Origin of the sequence: Methylophaga sp. UBA3613 (genome assembly GCF_002375415.1) — a bacterium.
In the GTDB taxonomy this organism is placed as follows: Bacteria; Pseudomonadota; Gammaproteobacteria; order Nitrosococcales; family Methylophagaceae; genus Methylophaga.
The window spans coordinates 372,025-391,106 of the sequence record NZ_DFLS01000004.1; the positions used below are offsets into that span (position 1 = coordinate 372,025).

Annotated in this window: 15 protein-coding genes; 12 read left to right on the plus strand and 3 right to left on the minus strand. The window is 45.0% G+C overall.

Translation table 11 applies throughout. The features are described from left to right. Positions 1 to 390: 390 nt before the first annotated feature. Together B3S93_RS03985 and B3S93_RS03990 are read left to right on the plus strand one after the other, a co-directional pair. Complete coding sequence (locus B3S93_RS03985) at positions 391 to 1,572, plus strand: hypothetical protein (RefSeq protein ID WP_292399859.1); 1,182 nt, start codon at positions 391 to 393, stop codon at positions 1,570 to 1,572. Then, a complete protein-coding gene (locus tag B3S93_RS03990) occupies positions 1,563 to 2,489 on the plus strand; it encodes a DMT family transporter (RefSeq protein ID WP_292399857.1) in 927 nt (308 codons plus the stop codon). The genes B3S93_RS03985 and B3S93_RS03990 overlap by 10 nt, the downstream gene beginning before the upstream one ends. Before the next feature lie 164 nt (positions 2,490 to 2,653). Here B3S93_RS03990 and B3S93_RS03995 read toward each other — a convergent pair whose 3' ends face one another. After that, positions 2,654 to 3,601 (minus strand): PRC-barrel domain-containing protein, encoded by a 948-nt coding sequence (locus B3S93_RS03995; protein ID WP_292399854.1) that lies wholly within the window; start codon positions 3,599 to 3,601, stop codon positions 2,654 to 2,656. A gap of 352 nt (positions 3,602 to 3,953) precedes the next feature. On the opposite strand from B3S93_RS03995, the gene trhA reads away from it, so the two are divergent. The 10 genes from trhA to B3S93_RS04045 all read left to right on the plus strand — a co-directional run bounded on the left by trhA (position 3,954) and on the right by B3S93_RS04045 (position 14,744). Beyond that, a complete protein-coding gene (gene trhA, locus B3S93_RS04000; protein WP_292399851.1) occupies positions 3,954 to 4,610 on the plus strand; it encodes a PAQR family membrane homeostasis protein TrhA in 657 nt (218 codons plus the stop codon). A gap of 225 nt (positions 4,611 to 4,835) precedes the next feature. Next, positions 4,836 to 6,566: a DUF4153 domain-containing protein gene (locus B3S93_RS04005; RefSeq protein WP_292399848.1), complete on the plus strand. Its 1,731-nt coding sequence runs from the start codon at positions 4,836 to 4,838 to the stop codon at positions 6,564 to 6,566. A 251-nt stretch (positions 6,567 to 6,817) separates the two neighbouring features. After that, positions 6,818 to 7,720, plus strand: a complete 903-nt coding sequence (locus B3S93_RS04010) for a lipid kinase (RefSeq protein ID WP_292399845.1) — start codon at positions 6,818 to 6,820, stop codon at positions 7,718 to 7,720. 1 nt (position 7,721) lies between these two features. Next, entirely contained in the window at positions 7,722 to 8,156 is a 435-nt protein-coding gene (locus B3S93_RS04015) for a hypothetical protein (protein WP_292399842.1), read from the plus strand. 367 nt (positions 8,157 to 8,523) lie between these two features. Continuing rightward, positions 8,524 to 8,883, plus strand: coding sequence for a DoxX family protein (locus tag B3S93_RS04020; protein ID WP_292399840.1), 360 nt, complete (start codon positions 8,524 to 8,526; stop codon positions 8,881 to 8,883). A 102-nt stretch (positions 8,884 to 8,985) separates the two neighbouring features. Beyond that, the gene (locus B3S93_RS04025; RefSeq protein WP_292399837.1) at positions 8,986 to 9,750 is read left to right on the plus strand and encodes a zinc-dependent peptidase; all 765 of its coding nucleotides are present in this window, start codon (positions 8,986 to 8,988) and stop codon (positions 9,748 to 9,750) included. 260 nt (positions 9,751 to 10,010) lie between these two features. Beyond that, positions 10,011 to 10,544: a YqhA family protein gene (locus tag B3S93_RS04030; protein WP_292399835.1), complete on the plus strand. Its 534-nt coding sequence runs from the start codon at positions 10,011 to 10,013 to the stop codon at positions 10,542 to 10,544. A gap of 265 nt (positions 10,545 to 10,809) precedes the next feature. After that, positions 10,810 to 11,796, plus strand: coding sequence for a GGDEF domain-containing protein (locus B3S93_RS04035; protein WP_292399832.1), 987 nt, complete (start codon positions 10,810 to 10,812; stop codon positions 11,794 to 11,796). Between the two features lie 203 nt (positions 11,797 to 11,999). Continuing rightward, positions 12,000 to 14,000, plus strand: coding sequence for a primary-amine oxidase (locus tag B3S93_RS04040; RefSeq protein WP_292399829.1), 2,001 nt, complete (start codon positions 12,000 to 12,002; stop codon positions 13,998 to 14,000). Between the two features lie 9 nt (positions 14,001 to 14,009). Then, positions 14,010 to 14,744, plus strand: coding sequence for a cytochrome c oxidase assembly protein (locus tag B3S93_RS04045; RefSeq protein WP_292399826.1), 735 nt, complete (start codon positions 14,010 to 14,012; stop codon positions 14,742 to 14,744). Here B3S93_RS04045 and B3S93_RS04050 read toward each other — a convergent pair. Then, a complete protein-coding gene (locus tag B3S93_RS04050; protein ID WP_292399824.1) occupies positions 14,700 to 15,656 on the minus strand; it encodes a helix-turn-helix domain-containing protein in 957 nt (318 codons plus the stop codon). The two genes, B3S93_RS04045 and B3S93_RS04050, sit on opposite strands and share 45 nt — an antisense overlap. A 312-nt stretch (positions 15,657 to 15,968) precedes the next feature. Then, positions 15,969 to 19,019: an autotransporter outer membrane beta-barrel domain-containing protein gene (locus tag B3S93_RS04055; RefSeq protein ID WP_292399821.1), complete on the minus strand. Its 3,051-nt coding sequence runs from the start codon at positions 19,017 to 19,019 to the stop codon at positions 15,969 to 15,971. Positions 19,020 to 19,082 lie beyond the last annotated feature (63 nt).

Consider the following 19,082-nt stretch of genomic DNA (forward strand, 5'->3'; position numbering starts at 1 on the left):
TCTGGCCAGAAGGAAGTTTTATATCTTTATGTAGGGATCTGTCAGTGGCTGATCCTTGAAACCATGCCAAAGCAGATGTAACTCTGGTCAAGAAAGGTAGAGAACAACAAGTCTAAAATTTAGGATGTAACTGGTTTTCTTGAATTTAGACAAGCAAATAAAATGGGCTAATGCTTTTTTATAGATCTGTCGCAAAATATGGACAGATTTATCTTTGGAGATTTTTCAACTCGCCAAATGCTTTGAATATTTTCATGGATTCTCTATGGCTTTGATTTTGCCTGTCTGGTGGTGGGAGTCGCTCAGCCCTAAACCCTAATATTACTAGTAAAGAGTTTGGTAGTATCAGGTTTGTGTATTTTCCGCAAACACAGAACAGGAGGTTTGATAATGTCGGACGATGATTACCTGGCCTGGTACTACTTTAACGAAAATCGTTGGCATGGGCCCGTAAGTATTAACAAACTCAAATCATTATATTTTGGAAAAGAAATATTTGAGTCAACCAAGGTGGTTAAGCACTCTGATATCACTGATTTATCCAAGGATAAGGTAAAAGAAAGTGATTCGTTAGTCAGAGACCTTGAGCAATGTGAATTCTATCAGGACACAATTGCCAAATTGAATCTGCTTTACAATGAGGATGTTGCGGTCAGAGACTGGTCATCCAATAGTGCCATAGTCCCCATTCTGGGGTATGCCGTACTGGTTTTCTTTCTGATGTACGTTGTAATTACCACGCTGCCGGAGAGTTTCCTACATTTCGAACTGTCTGCCTCAAGAATTGTTTATTTACTGTCTTTGAGTGTGTACATTGGATTTTGGTTAGCTTATTTCTCATCCAGCAAAAAACTGAGATTCCTCAATGTCGCCACGCTCAGAAGAATACTGACGGCCTCCAGCCTGCAGTGGAAAGGCGAAGAGGGGAATGCAGGCGTTGTGGATGATCCCTTTTCTGTTAAGCACCAGCTTGAAGAATCCTATCGCGAGAAGGCGCGTGCTGCGATGACGGTAATCGCTATTATGATTGCTGGCAGTCTGATTCTTCTTGTACAGACTAACCAGTACCTGGTATCAAAAGCGGACTTCCTGACTTTACCTTTCATTTGGGAAAGCACCTTTTTGGCCTTGTCGGCCTTGTCATCATTTATCGCTTTCATTTCCTTTTTGTTATCAGTGGATGCACTGGACTCTATGTTCAACCGTTACCTGACAGATAGAATCGAACTGAAAATGGTTAGAAAATTCTATAGGTTCACTCTGAACCCTAAGTATATGGGGCTCATATTTCTAATATTAGGTATTACCTCTTTTGCAGCAATACATAATGGGTTGATTGCTTCTATTATGCTGTGGATTACTATGTCGATCGGCTATTATCACTGGTTCCCCTACCATGCCACTCTGGATGATCTTTCCTCAGAAGATTACGCTGAAAATAACCACGGCCTGGGAATGAGAATTCTGTATTCGGGTTTTGCCAGAGAGAGACTCAGGCTAATTATTAGAATTCCATTTTTTGGGGTGTTAACACCCTGCTTAATTTATGCGTACCTGGTTCTATGGAACTAACAGATATTTTTTCAAATTGGCCTAGTTATACTTTGCCCGTTATGAGCGCAGTTTTGTGGGCGTTGTCCGCACCAATTGTTAATCTAGGTTTAGATAAAATTCCCCCAAGACTAGGCAGTCATGGCGTTCTGTTGGGCTTGTTTGTTGCCTTGAGTTCCGCTGCGTTGTGCCTTGCCATTTGGGCTTGGCTGAGCGGCGCAGTGATAAATTTAAATTGGCGTCTGGCAGCAGCTGGGGTGTTCACTTTTCCCGTGGCCACTGGCATGTACTACATTACGGCGGTTGCTTTTAAAGGCCAAGCTGAGGTAGCAGCCCAATTCGCAAAACTCAAACCACTGATCTCGATTATCTTTGCAGCGGTCTTTGTAGGTGAGGCGCTGAACGCCGAGATGGTGTTTCCGATTGTGCTGATAGCTGCGGGTATAAGCATTTTTATTGTCACCGCAATACGCGGAAAAATTACCATGCAGGCGGTGTTTTTGGGAGCACTTACCGCGATGGCCTGGTCTGTAGGTGAAACCTTCATGATTCTGGGCCTGACCGGCGGTTCTCCTCTGACTGATAATTTCGTATCTTTAGTGTTTGGTGCCTTAGCTATAGTGCCGGTTATGCTGGTTTTTAGTAAAAAGTTGTATATTGAAAGACACTCCCTGGGGGGGGGATGGCTGTTGCCTTTTGCAGTGCATGGCATCATTAGTTTCTGTTTAGCTTATGCGTTATTTTTCGCGGCGCTGGAGTCGGTAGGAATGTTAAAGACAGTAGTTATTAATGCCTTTTGGCCAGTGCTGGCACTGCTTTTTACCTATGTTATTAATCGGGTCCGAAGAGTGAAATACAAGGTTCCCTACTATGCATGGTTAGCCGGAATTCTGCTTTGCAGTGGTAGCGCCGTGCAAATATGGAACATGGCAACTTAAAAGGCATACCTGATTAATATGCTCGAACCTGATAGTTCAGATCGGCCAGCTTGATTCCAGGTATCGTCATGGCCCAAAAAAAAGCCCGATGAAACATGCGTTCCACCGGGCGAATTATGATCATCAGTTGGCTAAGAGGACAAAAAAGCCAATCAGATTATCAATTATTGACGTAATGCAGTGCTGATGGCTGCATCACCTTCCAGTTCAATATAGTCTTCTGAACCGTAATCATTCATCTCTTTAAGCTGAGACTGTGTTGCTTTAACGTGCAATTCATCATTTGTGCGAGTGAACTTTTCAAGCGGTATCAAAATGGTTTTGCCACCTACGCCGAGCAAACCACCAACTGTAACAACGGCATGAACGTTTTGGTTATCAGGGCTCATAACGATTTTTTCAATACCGCCGATATCTTCGCCATCACTGGTAATGACGTCCATGCCATTCAATTCATTGGCTGACATATCGTACAGTCCACCTCTGTTAGCTGGTGTGCCTGCACCGGTTGGGCCATGAGGTTGTTCATTCATTTCAACATCATTGTTTCTATCCATTTGGCCTTTCATCTCAACATCAGTGTCGGTTTCGATTTCTGTATTACCGATTTCTTCTTCCTCTTCTTCTTCCTCGGTTACATTACTTTGATGCTCGGATAATGGACGATCAGTTTTTGCTGGATCAGCTCTATTGCCTGCGCTAGGGCCTTCATCATCTAGAGTATGGTTAAATTCGGCCTCATCGGCATTTTGACCATCAGATGATTTTTGCTTCTGCTGATCAGCTTTATTGCCCGCACTGGGACCTTCAGCATCGATGGTTTCGTTAAACTCTTCTTCATTGGCATTTGGGCTGTCAGTAGATTGTTGCATCTCTTTATCAGCGCTATTACCTGCTCTGGGCACATCAGCATCAATGGTTTTATTAAACTCATCTTCGTGATTCGGCATTGCTGGATGCGTTGAAGATGAGTCATTCTGTTGCATCTCACCTTGTTTACTCGCATCAGATCCATCGATAGTTTTCGAGTAATCATCTGCTGCAATGGCCCCTGAGCTAAAAATCGCGGTAAGGGCGCTGGCTATTAATGTTTTACGAAAAATAGAATTCATAAAAAGTACTCCTATTCGTACTATGAGCGTTTTAAATCTTCGATCCAATCCGGCGGATTGATATCAGACTTGCCATAGCGTGAAGACAGTATTGGCTACATTGAAAGCAGTGTCTGTGCGTTGTCGAACCAAGGGAAGTGAGTTGTAAAATGTAGATATGTCCCCGAAGATTGCCGCAAACAAAGCTTTGCTATACACCGATGATTTTGGACATGGCTCTTAGTCAGGAGTTAACTCAGTCTTTGTTGAAATGTGTGCCATAAGCGCATGAGCTTAGAGTAATTATTTTGGTCATGTTCACAGCTCATAATTTACAGAAAGTTGCTGATCAACATTCCCAGAGGAGGGTCGTATGCAAAAATCACATAGCAGATTCAAGCGGGAGCAATCTGGTGGGGAAGAGATTGCCAATGCGATCAGCCATGGATTCGGGCTTGTGGGTGCACTGATTGGTACGCCTTTTTTAATCACACAAGCTGTTCGTCAAGCTGATACGGCTTTTGTGGTCGGGGTCAGTATATTTTGCGCGACGATGATAATTCTTTACCTGGGTTCTTCGTTGTATCATGCATTGCCTGCGGGGAAGGCGAAGCAGCTTTTCCGGCGTATTGAACATTCTGCAATTTATCTGTTGATCGCTGGGACGTATACACCTTTCACCTTTGGTGTGTTGTATGGCGCATGGGGCTGGACACTCTTTGGCATTATCTGGGGGCTGGCAGCTATTGGTATTGTTCTTAAAATAGTTGAAAAACAACAACATCCGATCTTCTCTACCAGTCTTTATTTATTAATGGGATGGGTGATGTTGGTTGCTATCAAGCCTTTGCTGGAAAACTTACCCACTACTGGTTTTTTATGGTTAGTGGCAGGTGGTTTGTCTTATACCTTGGGGGTTGTGTTTTTTGCCACCGATTCAAAACTGAAATATGGTCACTTTATCTGGCATTTATTTGTTCTGGGGGGTACCACATGCCATTTTTTTGCCGTGTTGTGGTATGCCGCTTAGCTGAATAAATAGGGTTAATGTTGCAGTTATATACCTGGTTTAGGTGTTAGGGGCAGTTTACTCCCAAGTAAAGATGCTTAACCCACCATTAGGCTTGTTTAACTTTTAGGGTGAGAGCAACTCAGCTATTTTTTCTCAATTTGACTATCGTATTCCAGAAAATTTGGATTCTGGCGTGTTAAAACTATTCACTAAACCAAAACGAAACTAAGGACGGCTTTCCCCATGGAATTGAATCAACAGGATAAATCCACGCAATTACCATCAAAACTGATGATTCTGATATCACTATTGCAGGGGCTCGGTTTACTGTACCTGCATCAAGCCATTGAGCTTCATTACTGGCCACACGGCCAGCCAGAGTGGTTATTCGCTTTCTATAGCGTGATGTTTATTTGGCCGATTATGCTGTTGCTTGGGCTGGATCAGAACAATGGGCGGGCAATGGTCAAAGCTACCTTGCCATTCGCGCTGGTCAGCGGTCTGCTGGGATATTACGTCGGCCATCAGGTCACGCCCATCGAACATATTCGTTTTAATGCACTGTTGTTCAGCTTTGTGCTGACGATGGTCATCGCAACTTTTAAAGCGTTAATGTACAGCCAGCAGTGGGCCAGAGGGGAACGTGTTACTTATAGCGCGTTGTTTCTCTGGTCATGGCGTAATTTCCTGACTTTGTCTTTGGCAATGCTTTTTGCCGGCAGCTTCTGGCTGTTGCTGATGTTGTGGGCCGCGCTGTTTAAAGCTATCAATATCGATTTCTTCAGTGACCTGTTTGAGCAACGCTGGTTTTATTACCCTGCTATTGCGCTTGCCAATGGCTTCGGCATTATCATTTTTCGCAAACTCACTCATATTATCGACACCATTACCCGTCTTCAGCAGGCGTTGATTAAATTTCTGCTTGTGCTGCTGTCGTTGGTCTCACTGCTATTTCTTGGCGCTTTACCCTTTACCGGTCTCGAACCATTGTGGGAGAGTGGGGGGAGCAGCCTTATTCTATGGATGCAGGCGCTGATTTTGTTTTTCGTCAATGCCGTGTATCAGGATGAGCCGGACAACTGGCCTTACTCGGTTTGGCTGCACCGCTTTATTTATATATGTATCGCGATACTGCCTGTTTACAGTGTGATCAGCTTCTATGGTTTGAGCCTGCGTATTGATCAGTACGGTTGGAGTCTCAGTCGTTTTTGGGCTTACCTGATCTGGTTTTTACTGGCATTGTTCGCTATCGGCTACCTATGGGGTATTGCCAAATACCGGGATAGATGGGCACATCAGCTCAGCCGGACGAATGTTGCCATTGGTCTGGTCGTATTGGTGGTGATGCTATCGGTTAACTCTCCACTGCTGGATTTCAGAAAAATGGCCGTGGCTGATCAATTGCAACGGCTGGCTGACAACAAAGTCACGATTGAAGACTTCGACCTCAGCTATTTTCGTAACCACTTGGCACGGCCAGGCTATGAGGGATTACAAACCCTCAAAGCACAATACGGCGAAGCACATCCAGGTCTGCTGGTCAGAATCAACGCTCTGTATGCCAACGGTAACAATGATCGCCCCAGCTCTACCCGAGACGAATTTATCGCTGCCATCACCCAGTTATCCGAAAATCCGCCCGAGGCGTTGCTGACGGCTATTTATAAACAGGAGACAAAAAATCACTGGAACCTGCAGCAGACACAGCAATATTTTTTACAGGCACTGGATCTGGATAAGGATGGAGACCAGGAATATCTTTGGATTGAAAAAAAACCTGAACACACTGTAATAAAATTATTTTTCCAGCAGGATGAGCAATGGAAATCGTCTTATCTGGGAAGCTTTCGAAAAGATAAAGATAACGTTGACCAGTTTTATCAGGCGTTATTAGCGGGTGAAATTAAAGTGGCCCCATCACGCTGGAATGATGTAATTATTGGTGACCAGCGATTCAGGGCGGGTCTGAGGTAGGGGAGAGATGCCTTATCTCACAAGAAGCGTCCCCCTCGTGCCTTGATTGACGCTTTATCAAGTCATAACAGAGGCGGAAATGAATAAACACACCCTAAAAATCATGGGGCGGCAGCTAGATTTTGTGATCACGTTTGGTACATCGGGTATCTTGATTAGGGTTAACGACCTGGTCGTATTAAGGACTTATAGTCTTCTTGAAGCGTTTTTCATTTTCCTGACGAAAGCTATCTTAACAAGGGAATAAACATTTGCAGCACGCGTTGTTAATTATTAATCCGCATAGCCGAAAAGGGCAAGACGAGGCCTTGGAGGGAGCCGTGCGATTGCTTGAAGCCTCTGGTATCGAGGTATCCGTTTGTGAGTCTGAAAATGAGTCCCATTTGGTTTCGCTTATTAAAGATTATGAACGTGAAGACGGAATCGTCATTATTGGTGGCGGCGATGGAACCATTAGTTCAGCTTTGCAGCCGTTACATAGCTGTAAACGAACCTTGGCCATTTTCCCGATGGGAACGGCCAATGATCTTGCACGATCACTTGGTGTTCCAGAAAATTTGTTAGACGCTGCACAGGTCATCGTGGATGGAAAACGAGAACAGATCAGTTTAGCTAAGGTCAATAATGAACATTTTTTTATCAATGTGGCTCACATGGGGTTAGGTGTTGAAGTGACACGTGAACTCACTTCAGATAGCAAAAAGTTCTTTGGTATTTTTGCCTATCTGGGCGCTTTTTTAAAAGCGATAAAGCGAAATAAAAGCTTTAAAGTACACATTAAAACAGATGACTGGTACATCTCCACACGGGTGATTCATCTGGCGGTAGGTAATGGTCGGTTTTATGGTGGAGGCAATATCGTTGATCAACGATCAACGTTGCTGGATGGACAGCTGAATTTGTTTTTTATCAAGCCGCAACGATGGTGGCAACTGTTGTTGCTCGGGCCGAGTTTACGACAAGGCGCTTTGGATACGACTGACCGCATCGTCCGTAAAGCAGCTGAAAAATTCAGCATCCAGACCTCTAAACCAAAAGAATTGGAAGCCGATGGTGAATTTAAAACGACAACGCCTGTAGAATTTGAAGTCATCCCTAAAGCAATCGAAGCCATTGTTGGTGATATTCCAACATCAACCACAGGAAACGTTTGATATGTCGATACTACGCACCGATGACCAGGCAGATGCTCTGGAAATTTTAAAATTAATCATTGAAACAGCCGACTTTTACCGGGCAATGGGTGAGTTATTAACCGAAGATAATGTTGATCATCAGCTATTTGAGATTGCCAGCGAACGGGAAAGTTATATAGAGCCGTTTCGAGAGGTCGTTAAAGCGCTGCACGAACTTCCGGCGACACCTGATTCCGATAAAGAATTGGTCGAGCAGCTTGGTGGCAAATTGACCCAATTGCTTTCTGCTGATTCAACAAATGCTATTTTGGATAAATGTCTCAAAAAAGATGAAGCGCTGGTAAATCTTATCAGTAAGACGGCATTAGGTGAGCAATCGACGGAGTTCAAAAGATTACTTTATTCTCTGGATCAGCATCTCGCCAATACCAAAAAAATCCTGTTAAATAACTAACTGACGGGGTTCAGAAACGGACCATGGTCAGGCCACATAGCCATTGATATATCTATAGACTGAAAGAAGTTATGGAAAAAAAGCTGAAAGACAAATTGCAACGGATATACGTTTATATCATGGTAATAGCCGCCCTCTTTGTGATTGCCATGACGTTTTATCACGGATTTTTAAAGTTCAAAGAGATCCTAAGCCTTTAATTCGATTCAAACCGCATTTTGCATCATTTTCTGGCGCGCTCATCCGACTGGTGTTGCCATCCTTTGATAGGCCGTTTAATCACTTTCCGAGGATTTTAATCCACGCTCTGTAACAGTCTTTGATTTCATTTGTCTTTGAGCTATAAACAGTCTGAGGGATTTTGATCATGAATGCTTTTTCAAAACATGCCAGTTTGCTTCTGGCCGCGATTTTTTTCCTCACGGGACTAGCAAAGCTCGCTGGCCTGGAGTTTGAGATTCAGGCTTTCGAACGTTGGGGATATCCACTTTGGTTTATATATCTGGTGGGTTTTATTGAAGTGTCAGGTGCAGTGGCATTGCTGTTCAAACAGGTGCGAGCCCTAGCAGCAGCGGGTTTGGGGTTATTTATGATTGGGCCTGTGGTTACACACGTTTTACATGCAGAATGGGCCATGTTGATGGTTGCCTTGATCATCATGCTGTTTTCAGTTTGGATTGCCTGGCAATGGCGCAAAATGGTCTCACTGCCATTTTTAATTAAGTAAACCGCTTTTTATGTTTGAATGTTTCCCCTGACTCTCTGGATATCAGGTGATTGAACTCTGATCCGTTCGAAGATTTTGAAGTAGTTGAGGGGTACCTGAAACATGTTTAAGCGATTGCATGACTGGCTCGAAGGTCGTCGGATTAAAAAAATGGGGTTTACCGCCGACCAATGGGAGTCGGCGATTGCCGACTGGCCGGTCATGGAGCGTTATCAAGGAACTGAGCGTGACGACCTACGCGAGATGACCTTTCGTTTGCTGGCTCGGAAAAATGTGCTTTCCGGAGCTGAGTTTCAATTCACAGATGCGATGTGCCTGAAACTCGCCACTATGGCTTGTGTTCCCATTCTGCATCTTGGCCTTCATTGGTATGACCATTGGAAGACCATCATTCTGTACGAAGGGGACTTTGTCCCAAACCGGCCTTATCGAACTGACGACGGTGTAGTGCATCCCAGAAGCCCCGGCCTGAGTGGTGAAGCCTGGAAGCGTGGACCGGTGATTTTATCATGGCAGGCAATTACTGAAAGCGGCGGCAATACTCGTCACGGCAAGGCCAGTAATGTGGTTATTCACGAATTGGCACATAAGATCGATATGTTGCGTGATGGCGCCAATGGGGCACCGCCGATGCACCCTGATATGCAACCTGGTGAATGGCACGATATTTTTACAGCAGCATGGGATCGTTTGGAAAATGACAGGCAACACCATCGGTCATTGCCACTTGATGAGTATGCGTTAAACAGCCCGGCAGAATTCTTTGCTGTCTGCAGTGAGGCTTTTTTTGAGTCACCGGAAACCATGAAGGAAAAAATGCCCAAGGTTTATGGTTTGTTGTGCCAGTTTTATCGTCAGCAACCCTAGTATCCAACGATAATGACATTAAAGTATCGGCTGAGGAATCTTGGAACACCTTGCTCAACCAGGCTATTCTGGCTATTAAGCATTTTTCAGGGAGAGATAGTTGTACTGGATTCGGTTAGCTGTCTGCCATCAAATATCAGGATCGATTTTGATGCAAAACATCCGAAGTGATCTATTGAATTAAAAATGCAAAACCAAACCGTTAACGTCATTATTATAGATGAACGAACATCTTTATTATTTTCAAGAGTAAGCATCAAATGAAAAAAATCGAATATTATTTCGAGCAATTTTTGTGGAAATCCCGCTTTTTAGTTTTAATCGCGGTGGTTTCAAGCTTAATAGGATCATTGGTCCTGTTTGTAGTTGGTACGCTGGATATCTTCAAAGTAGGAATTTCAACAATTAACTATTACCTGGGACGAAGTGAGCAGGACATTCATGAGTTTATTGTCAAAGATATCATTCTTGCTGTTGATATTTACCTAGTAGCAGTCGTGCTGCTTATGTTTGGTGCTGGTGTTTACAGGCTGTTTATTTCTCCAATCGATCAGTCTGAGGAAAGTGATATTGCTCATCCATTCAATATACAGACCTTTGATGAGTTGAAAGATAAAATTGTCAGAGTGGTTATACTTGCAGTGATAATTGAATTCTTCAGGGCAGTAGTGGACATCCAATTTATCACTCCGCTGGATGCAATTTATTTAGCCTTGTCCGTTCTGGCTTTGGCAGCATCTGTATATCTCATGAATATGAATCAGGGAAAGAAAACCGAGGTTGGGAAAAAGTAGCTTTTAAGTTCATCAATCAAATCCGATCCGTCTATGCCAGTTGTCTGGCATGGCGGATCTGTAGTTCTCCAAATATGTCATATTATGTAGCAATTACTCGATCCGGTACTTTATGCACCGCAAATGTTTCAGTTTGTATTAGAAAAAGGACATTCCCACGCTTTTATCAGTAGAATCAGAAGCTAGATGATTCGGAGTAGACGTAATGTGGACAACAAATCTTTTGTTGGTCTTAAGACATCCTAAATATGTCGAGTTGCGTTAAGTGACAGCATATTCAAAGATCGTGCAACGGGAGTCACCAGTTCGAGTGAAAACCATTGTCGGGGTAGCGGTGGTGGTCTTTGTTTTTCTGATGCCTTTTTCACTCTATAACTTTTTTCAGGGAAGATATATTTTAGGAACGGGATCATTGTCCGTGGTCTTGCTTATGGCCATCAATGCCTGGAACTGTTGGCATGGTCGTTATTATCCTTTTTTGATATTGGTTGGCTTGGCACCAATCATCATTATCTTCCTCGGCTTCACTATTTATCAGCAGGGCCTTATTGGTTTGTTATGGTGCTACCCGGCGGTGATTTCCTTTTATTTCATGCTGCCGGAACGCTACGCCTGGGGAGCCAATATTGTTTTACTGGCGATGTCATTGCCAATGTCATGGCTGTTTTTAGATGCCGAACTGGCATCAAGGGCTACCGCCACCTTGCTGTGTGTCAGTGCCTTTGCCGTGATTTTTGTTCGGGTGATCAGTCTCCAGCAACATGAATTACATGACCTGGCCATGACTGACTCGTTAACGGGGCTGTCAAACCGTGTGCAGTTACACGACTCGCTGGAACAAGCTGTGCAAATGTTTGAGCGTCATGCGGTGCCAATGACGCTGATTTCATTGGATCTGGATAATTTCAAAAAGATTAATGACACCTTGGGGCATGATGCCGGTGATGACGTTCTGCGTGGTATTGGAAAACTACTGCAAAAGCGTATTCGGCGCTCTGACAAAGTATTTCGTCTGGGCGGGGAGGAGTTTCTGATCCTGCTCTATGAGACTGATTCAGCACAGGGTTTGCTGGTTGCTGAGGAGTTGCGCAAGAAGATTGAATCCATGCGGTTATTACCGGATCGAAGCGTAACAACCAGTGTTGGTGTCGCCACATTGCAGCCAAAAGAAGATTGGCGGGATTGGATGAAACGTAGTGATGACAATCTATATCGTGCCAAAAAGGAAGGCCGCAATCGCGTGGTAACTTGAAAATGGCTGTTTTATAAACGGGTCGATCAGGTTCAAAGCGTTGTGAACTGAGTTGAGTTCCTTGATAGTGCATGGTGAAAGTCATTGAATAATGCGTGTTAGTTTTTTCATAATTAACATAATCGACTTTTGCCAGTTTGTGATATTGCGGATTGTTGAAGTGACTAGTATGGAGTAAGAAATGTTATTCCATCGAGGTCACCATGAATACGCCAATCCACACCGCTTATAAACCAGAAACCACACCCGGTATTAAACCTACCCATCCGTTAGATCCATTGACCCTTGAAGAATTGGCTGAAGCCACTTTGCTGCTCAGAAAACAGAAACAGCTCAGTCCGTCATGCCGTTTTCCCTATTTGCAACTGGATGAACCTGCCAAAGATGAAGTACTGGCCTTTGAGGCGGGTAAACCCATTTCTCGTAAAGCCTTTGCGGTGGTGCTGGATAAATCGACGGGATTGATTCACGAAGCCAAAATCGATCTGATTGCTGAGCAGATTACCGAGTGGAAACAACTGGACCCGGAAGTCAACGGTCAGCCGCCTATAATGGTTGAAGAGTTCTTCAGTTGTGTGGATATTGTGCAAGCCGATGAAGGCTTCAGGGCAGCGGTGAAGCGTCGTGGTTTAACCGACAAAGATATTGAAAATATTCAAATCGATCCCTGGTCATTTGGTTATTACGGTGATGATGAAAAATATCGTGGTCGCCGGTTGATGCGTGGGGTTGCGTTTGTACGGGATGAGATTGTCGATAACGGCTATGCCCGTCCGATTGAAGGCCTGATGGCGATTATTGATCTCAATGAAGAGAAGGTTATTGAGATCATTGATGACGGTATGAATACACCGGTCCCCAAAACCAAACGCAATTACGATACACCGTCATTAGGCAAACCCCGTGAAGGCCTGAAACCGTTACATATCGTGCAACCGGAAGGAGTCAGCTTTACGGTGGATGGCTGGAGGGTGGATTGGCAGAACTGGTCATTCCGAGTGGGCTATACCCCACGTGAGGGACTGGTGCTGAATCAAATCAGCTATAAAGATGGCGAGCGGGTTCGTCCTATCATCTATCGGGCGAGTATCAATGATATGGCGGTGCCGTATTCTGATACCGCGCTCAATCATTACTGGAAATGTGCTTTTGACGGTGGAGAATACGGGCTGGGTCGTATGGCCAACCAACTGGAACTCGGTTGTGATTGTCTGGGTTCTATTCGTTATTTTGATATACCTGCCGTGGATGATCAGGGGCTGCCGTTTCTGATGAAAAATGCCGTGTGTATGCATGAAGAAGACTACGGCACCTTATGGAAGCATTACGAATTTCGTAGTGAAACCTATGAAATGCGTCGCTCACGCCGCCTGGTCATCAGCTTTTTCTGCACCGTCGGTAACTATGATTATGGTTTTTACTGGTATCTGTATCAGGACGGTACCATCCAGCAGGAAACCAAACTGACCGGCATTATCCAGACCAGCGGTATGGTGCCAGGCGATAAACCTAAATTCGGAGGCATTGTCACGCCGGAAATTTACGGCCCTACACACCAGCATTTCTTTAATGCCAGGCTGCATATGATGTTGGATGGCGAAAATAACTCCGTAGTGGAAACCAACTTTTCACCGGCCGATCAGGATGCGGAAACCAACCCGTGGGGCAATGTATTCAAAACCGAAACCACCTTATTCAAAACCGAACTCGAAGCCACCCGTGAAGCCAATGGCGCGACAGGACGTTTCTGGAAGATCATTAATCCTAATATGAAAAATTCGGTCGGTAATCCACCAAGTTATAAATTGGTGGCAGAGCATAATCCGGTGATGCTGGCGGGCCCCAATAGTTACATTGGCAAACGCGCCGGTTTTGCCAGCAAGCATTTATGGGTGACGCCGTATGATCCCAATGAAATGTATTGCTCAGGCATGTATCCCAATCAGAATAAAGGCGATGGTCTGCAATTCTATGTGGAGAAAAATCGACCGATTGAAAACACCGATATTGTGGTCTGGCATACCTATGGTCATACGCATGTCTGCAAACCGGAAGATTTTCCAATCATGCCGGTGGAATATGTTGGCTTTTCGTTAAAACCCAATAACTTCTTTGACGGCAATCCGGCAATGGATCTGCCGAAAGAAGTGGATGGCTATAGTGTTGATACCGCATCTGCTTCTGGCAGTTGCTGCTCCAAATAAGTCAATACGATGCTGCTCACCACGGCGGATCTGTTATGCAGTGTGATCTTTGTGATCACGCTGCATCAATGGAGTGTTGCCAATCAACTAATCAACCGACCTTTGTTATTTATTATCGGGAATGTGGTGTTTTTGACCGGTATGCTACCGTGGTTTGATGCCTTGGCACGCTATTCAATCTGGTTGCACAGCGCTCAGAGTGTGATGGTGCATCATCTTGCACCGTTATTATGGATCAGTGCGTTGCAACATCACTCAGCACGAAAACCGTCTAATGCGGTTGCTGCTTCACATTGGCCATTGACGCTATTGATGAGCGGCTTTGCCGTATTAACCTGGGTGTGGATGTTACCGGAATTGCATCCGTTATTTATGCAAAGTGCACTGTTATACAGCGTAATGAAATGGCTTATGGCATTGAGCGGCATAGCCTTGTGTTTGATGATGATACAAAAACATCAGCAGACAAGTTATTGGCAAAACTTAACGCTGTTAACTGTGATCATGCCGTTAGTGCTTTGGGGATTGTTGATGCTGGTGTTCCCAAATATGTACAGCGATACTCATTTAGGACCCCACCATCACCATATGATGATGAACAACTTACCGGACTGGCTGCAGCTTTCTGCGGTGGCCGATCAATATTTGGGTGGGCTGATATTTATAATAGCTGGATTAGCCTATTGGCAAACCGGAACATCAGGCATAAAGCTTACGCGTCATGCTCGGCGTTTCGCCAAATAAACGGCGATATTCCTGCGAAAAATACCCCATATGAAAGAAGCCGTAATTGGCGGCGATATCCGTTATCGAAAAAGCAGTCTGCAATAAATCACGCCGTGCGGCATTCAGTTTAACAGCCCGCAAATATTGCATCGGCGAGGTGCCGGTGGCTTTATGAAAACTGTAATTCAATGTGCGATGCGGGATATGTAATGACTCACAAATATCCACCACGCTGGCACAGCTGCCTTCGCTTGACGTCACATAATCATGGCAGCGTTGCACAATAGAGTTATGTTGATTGCCCAATCTTTTTGGATGACTGATGCCGGTTTCTTTAGCGTCATATATGACCAACACCATTAATATAATCTTATCTTCAATGGCTTTTAGCTGTTGCTGGATTTGGCTCTCTGATAATGCCGCGTCTTCGGGAATAGACGTTAACTGCTGCAGCAGTGCGGCAAGATGATGACGAAGCCGGGTTAACGTTGCAGAGTCCGTTTTCACACCATGACTTTTGTTAAACCCGATAAGACGTGAATAGGTTTCAGGACTGAGCAATTGACTTAGGCGTTGCTGATCAACGGCTATGACACTGTAATCCAATTCCGCGGGACCCACAAAAGCAAAATCACTTTCGTAAGGGAGCAGAGTCACCCCATCGGCCATGATCTGCCGGGCCTGATCAGAAGTATCACTGGCATCCATATTATGCGGAATCATTAAACTGATTTTCCCAGTGGGTGTATGGGTGTTCTGCACTACGCTTTGTTTCATTCGTTCACGAAAAACCCGCACGGAATCCAGCTGGATATCTTCAAGGAAACCTTCAAATTTGCCCGAGCTTAGTTGAGCATATTCCTGTGGCCAGTTCTGCAAAGAATGGGCATGTTGATTCACATCATCAAATACAGCAGATTGACTGAACATAATGCTGACACCTGTTAAGTCTAATAATCTGATGTATAAGCAAAAAATGCACCGTGTCAGTTTGAGAGTGGCTTTACCAGTTCTCTGAAAAACTTAACCAAGCAAAACCAATAGCTTTAAGAGGAAAACGAGAATTTTTGTCATTAAAACGGTTTTGAGAGAATTCGATAATTTTGCCCAAATTTAGAGCAAATTTATTAATCAGGCTTCAATTTAGGTCAATTATTGAGAGCCCATTGTTTTAAAAAATGAGTTAAAGCTTTTGTTAGCTTAACGTCCCCACGCAGAGCATGTGAACGAGATTTAGTTATATTACCAAAGCATTTTTAGGGTAGCGGAGAGATCATGACGTTGGTCAGAACTGGCCCATTCGCCTTGATAGCCCAATTGTATTGAAGTCAGCTCAGTCATCTGCATATCGAGACCCAGAGCTAGTCTGGCTCGATCACGGTTAAGCTCCGGGCCATCAACCTGGAAGTTAGCCAGCGAGGTGGCAGCAAAACCTGCACGCATCTGCGCTTCGTTATCCATCAATTCGTGCACCCAGGCCATTTCAGCTGTAGGTTGAATACGGTAGCCACGTTTGGTTTTCCACCGATGCGTAATACGTGTACCGAGAACCGATTTTAATGAATCCTGCCGGTCACGACGGACGTTAAGATTGCCTTCATCTGCATCTTTTTCAACGAAATCTGTCCGATTAGTGTGAGCATATTCTAGTCCAGCGAGAGGCGTGAGGTTTGTATTCTCACTAACTTCAATCAGTCGGCCAATTTCAACGGCGAGGTTGCTGGTCCATGCATGGTAATCCGCTCTGGCAGTCGAATTTGATAGACCAACAGTGATACCACGTTTGCTCTCAAAATCATGATAGCCAACACCAGCGATACCACTCACATAATAATTATCAGTAAATAACCTTTTGCCATACAAAGCGACCTGATAACTGTCTACATCCAGAGTACCTTGTGACACGCTGGCATCGGTCCGGTTATAGCCTAAAGCCAGCCCCACTGTGAGTAAATCATCCACAAAGATATCGCGTCCGGCGGCTGTACCAGCTGATTTGTAATAGGCACCGCTGGCATTGGATGTACCATCAATATCGGCATAACTGCCAGTACCACGCAGCCACCAGCCACGATTGTTAGCAGGCTTTTCACCTATTAATGACATTCCTGCATCCGTCATCGTGCCGGTGTCATTGTAGACAAGCTGGATCTTTCCGTTATCGGCCAGAGTGGAGGAACTGCTATGTAAGCGCCCAAGCAGCAAACCCTGGAACTGATTAAGGGATTGCAAAGCGATTAGATTGCTGTGAGTGTGCTGCACACCACTGAGTGAGTCATAGGCTTGTTGGGCCCCTTGATCCGACAGAATATTAAGATTATTAAACAGGTTATCCAGACTAGAGATGTTATCGAGCGCGAGGGTATCGAGCGTTGAGCTTACAGCTGTCTGGTTAGGCGTATTCGCAACAGAAGCATAGTCAAATGAATTACGACGCAAGTTTAGGAGGACATTACTGGCATCGTAAGTCAGTGTCGGAGTGAGAAAGGCGAGATTGGAGCTGATGCTATCAAATGTAGTACCGCCTAACCCGCCTGCTGCGCTGAGGATGGTGTAATCAGTGCTAAGCGAATAGTTGCCCGACTCAGGTAAAACCAACACCGTGCCGTTAGTGAGGGTGGCCATGGCGGTGGCATTAATCAAGTCGGAATTGCCTGCGGCATCCACTTCCACCTCATAAACACCGCCACCAGAGAAATCAACACTACCGGAGACGTTCATTGTGCCGATCGAGTTGCCAGGAGCGAGGGAGCCGCCATTGATTGTAATACTGCCAAGTGTGCCACTACCACCCAGCGCACCACCTGCATTGACCGTTGTACCGGAGTTAGCAATGGAGCCATTAACGATAAGCAGTCCATCATTAATGATAGTGGCACCGTAATAAGGGTTGTTGCCAGTCATGGTAAGCGTTCCAGTTCCTGTTTTAGTTAAATAACTAAAGTCAATAATTGTGCCGCTAAAAACAGTGGACGTATTATCGCCACCAACGGTCAGTGTAAAGCCACCCGACCCGGTATCCACATCAACAGTACCATTACCTGCTAACGAGCCAATTGTCAGATCAGATAATGCTTCAAGCATGGCACCAGTACCAACGGTCACCGCACTGTTGTTTCCCAATGTTCCGCCGTTATACACTACTAACTTTCCGCTACTAATATTAGTGCTGCCGGTGTAAGTGTTATTACCACTTATATACGTTGTGCCGCTGCCAACAAAATTGACATCGGTGGTTCCAGTTATTCTGATGGTATCGCCACCCGAAGTACTGTCGTTGGTAAAAAAATAATTACTCTCATTATGGTTGAAATTAAGTGTAGCCGTGCCTGGGCCACCATTGACTGCCGCCGCATTGAGAATGCCTGCCGCACCACCATTACCCATATTCAGTGTGCCGCTGCCGCCAAACCGTCCTAATTCAACAGTAGCTGCACCACTGGCGACCGTTACCAGCCCATCATTAATGATATTCAGCGTTCCGTTTCCCCAGTCGCCTAAACCTAAAGCGTTACTGTTGTTCCAACTAGAACCAGCGCCGTCCACAGTCACTGTTCCTGTAGCGCCAGATAGACGACCGACAGAGCCAAATGTGTTGCTGACCGAACCACCATTAAGAATATTAAGCGTGCCGTTGCCCGAGTTGCCTACGTTTATGCCGGCGTTAATGTTCGTCAATTTTGATCCAGTGCCATCCACTGTAACCGTACCGCTGCTGCCAGCATTGTCACCTATCGAAGTGCTCAAAAAAGAGTCAGCATTGAGCACTTCACCGCCATTGGTAATAGTAAGACTGCCTTCACCAGAGGCGCCCACGTCTAAACTGGCACTTGGGCCAGTGAGCTGCCAGCTTGAGCCAATTCCGTCTACAGTAACTGCTCCACTGCTGCCAGCGTTGCGGCCTATTTCATTACCATAAAAGCTCTCCAATTGGCCGCCGCCAAAAATATCCAGTGCTCCACTATTTACGTTGCCAATATAGACATAACCTGCTACTGAGTCGGTTGTCTGTACCTGTGCGGTGCCGCCATTATCAACAAAGGCAAAAGCATCCTCATCTGGAACCATTGAACCGAAGCCATTAGACCAGTTGCTGCCGTTCTCCCAGTCACCAGTGCCTGCGTTCCAGTTAAAATCAATGGCCTCGGCTGTGCCTAAAACGGCAGTCGTCCCAACCAATGTTGCGACCAATGTGATAGCGGTTTTATGTAAGTAGTGATGGGATAGGACTTCAGATAATGACATCAAGATGGATGAAGTTGTCTTACGTATAAACCGGAAATAGCGGTTCATGGATTATTCCTATTGAGCGAACAAATCCAATTAACTTACGCAGATGAACACATTACGACTATC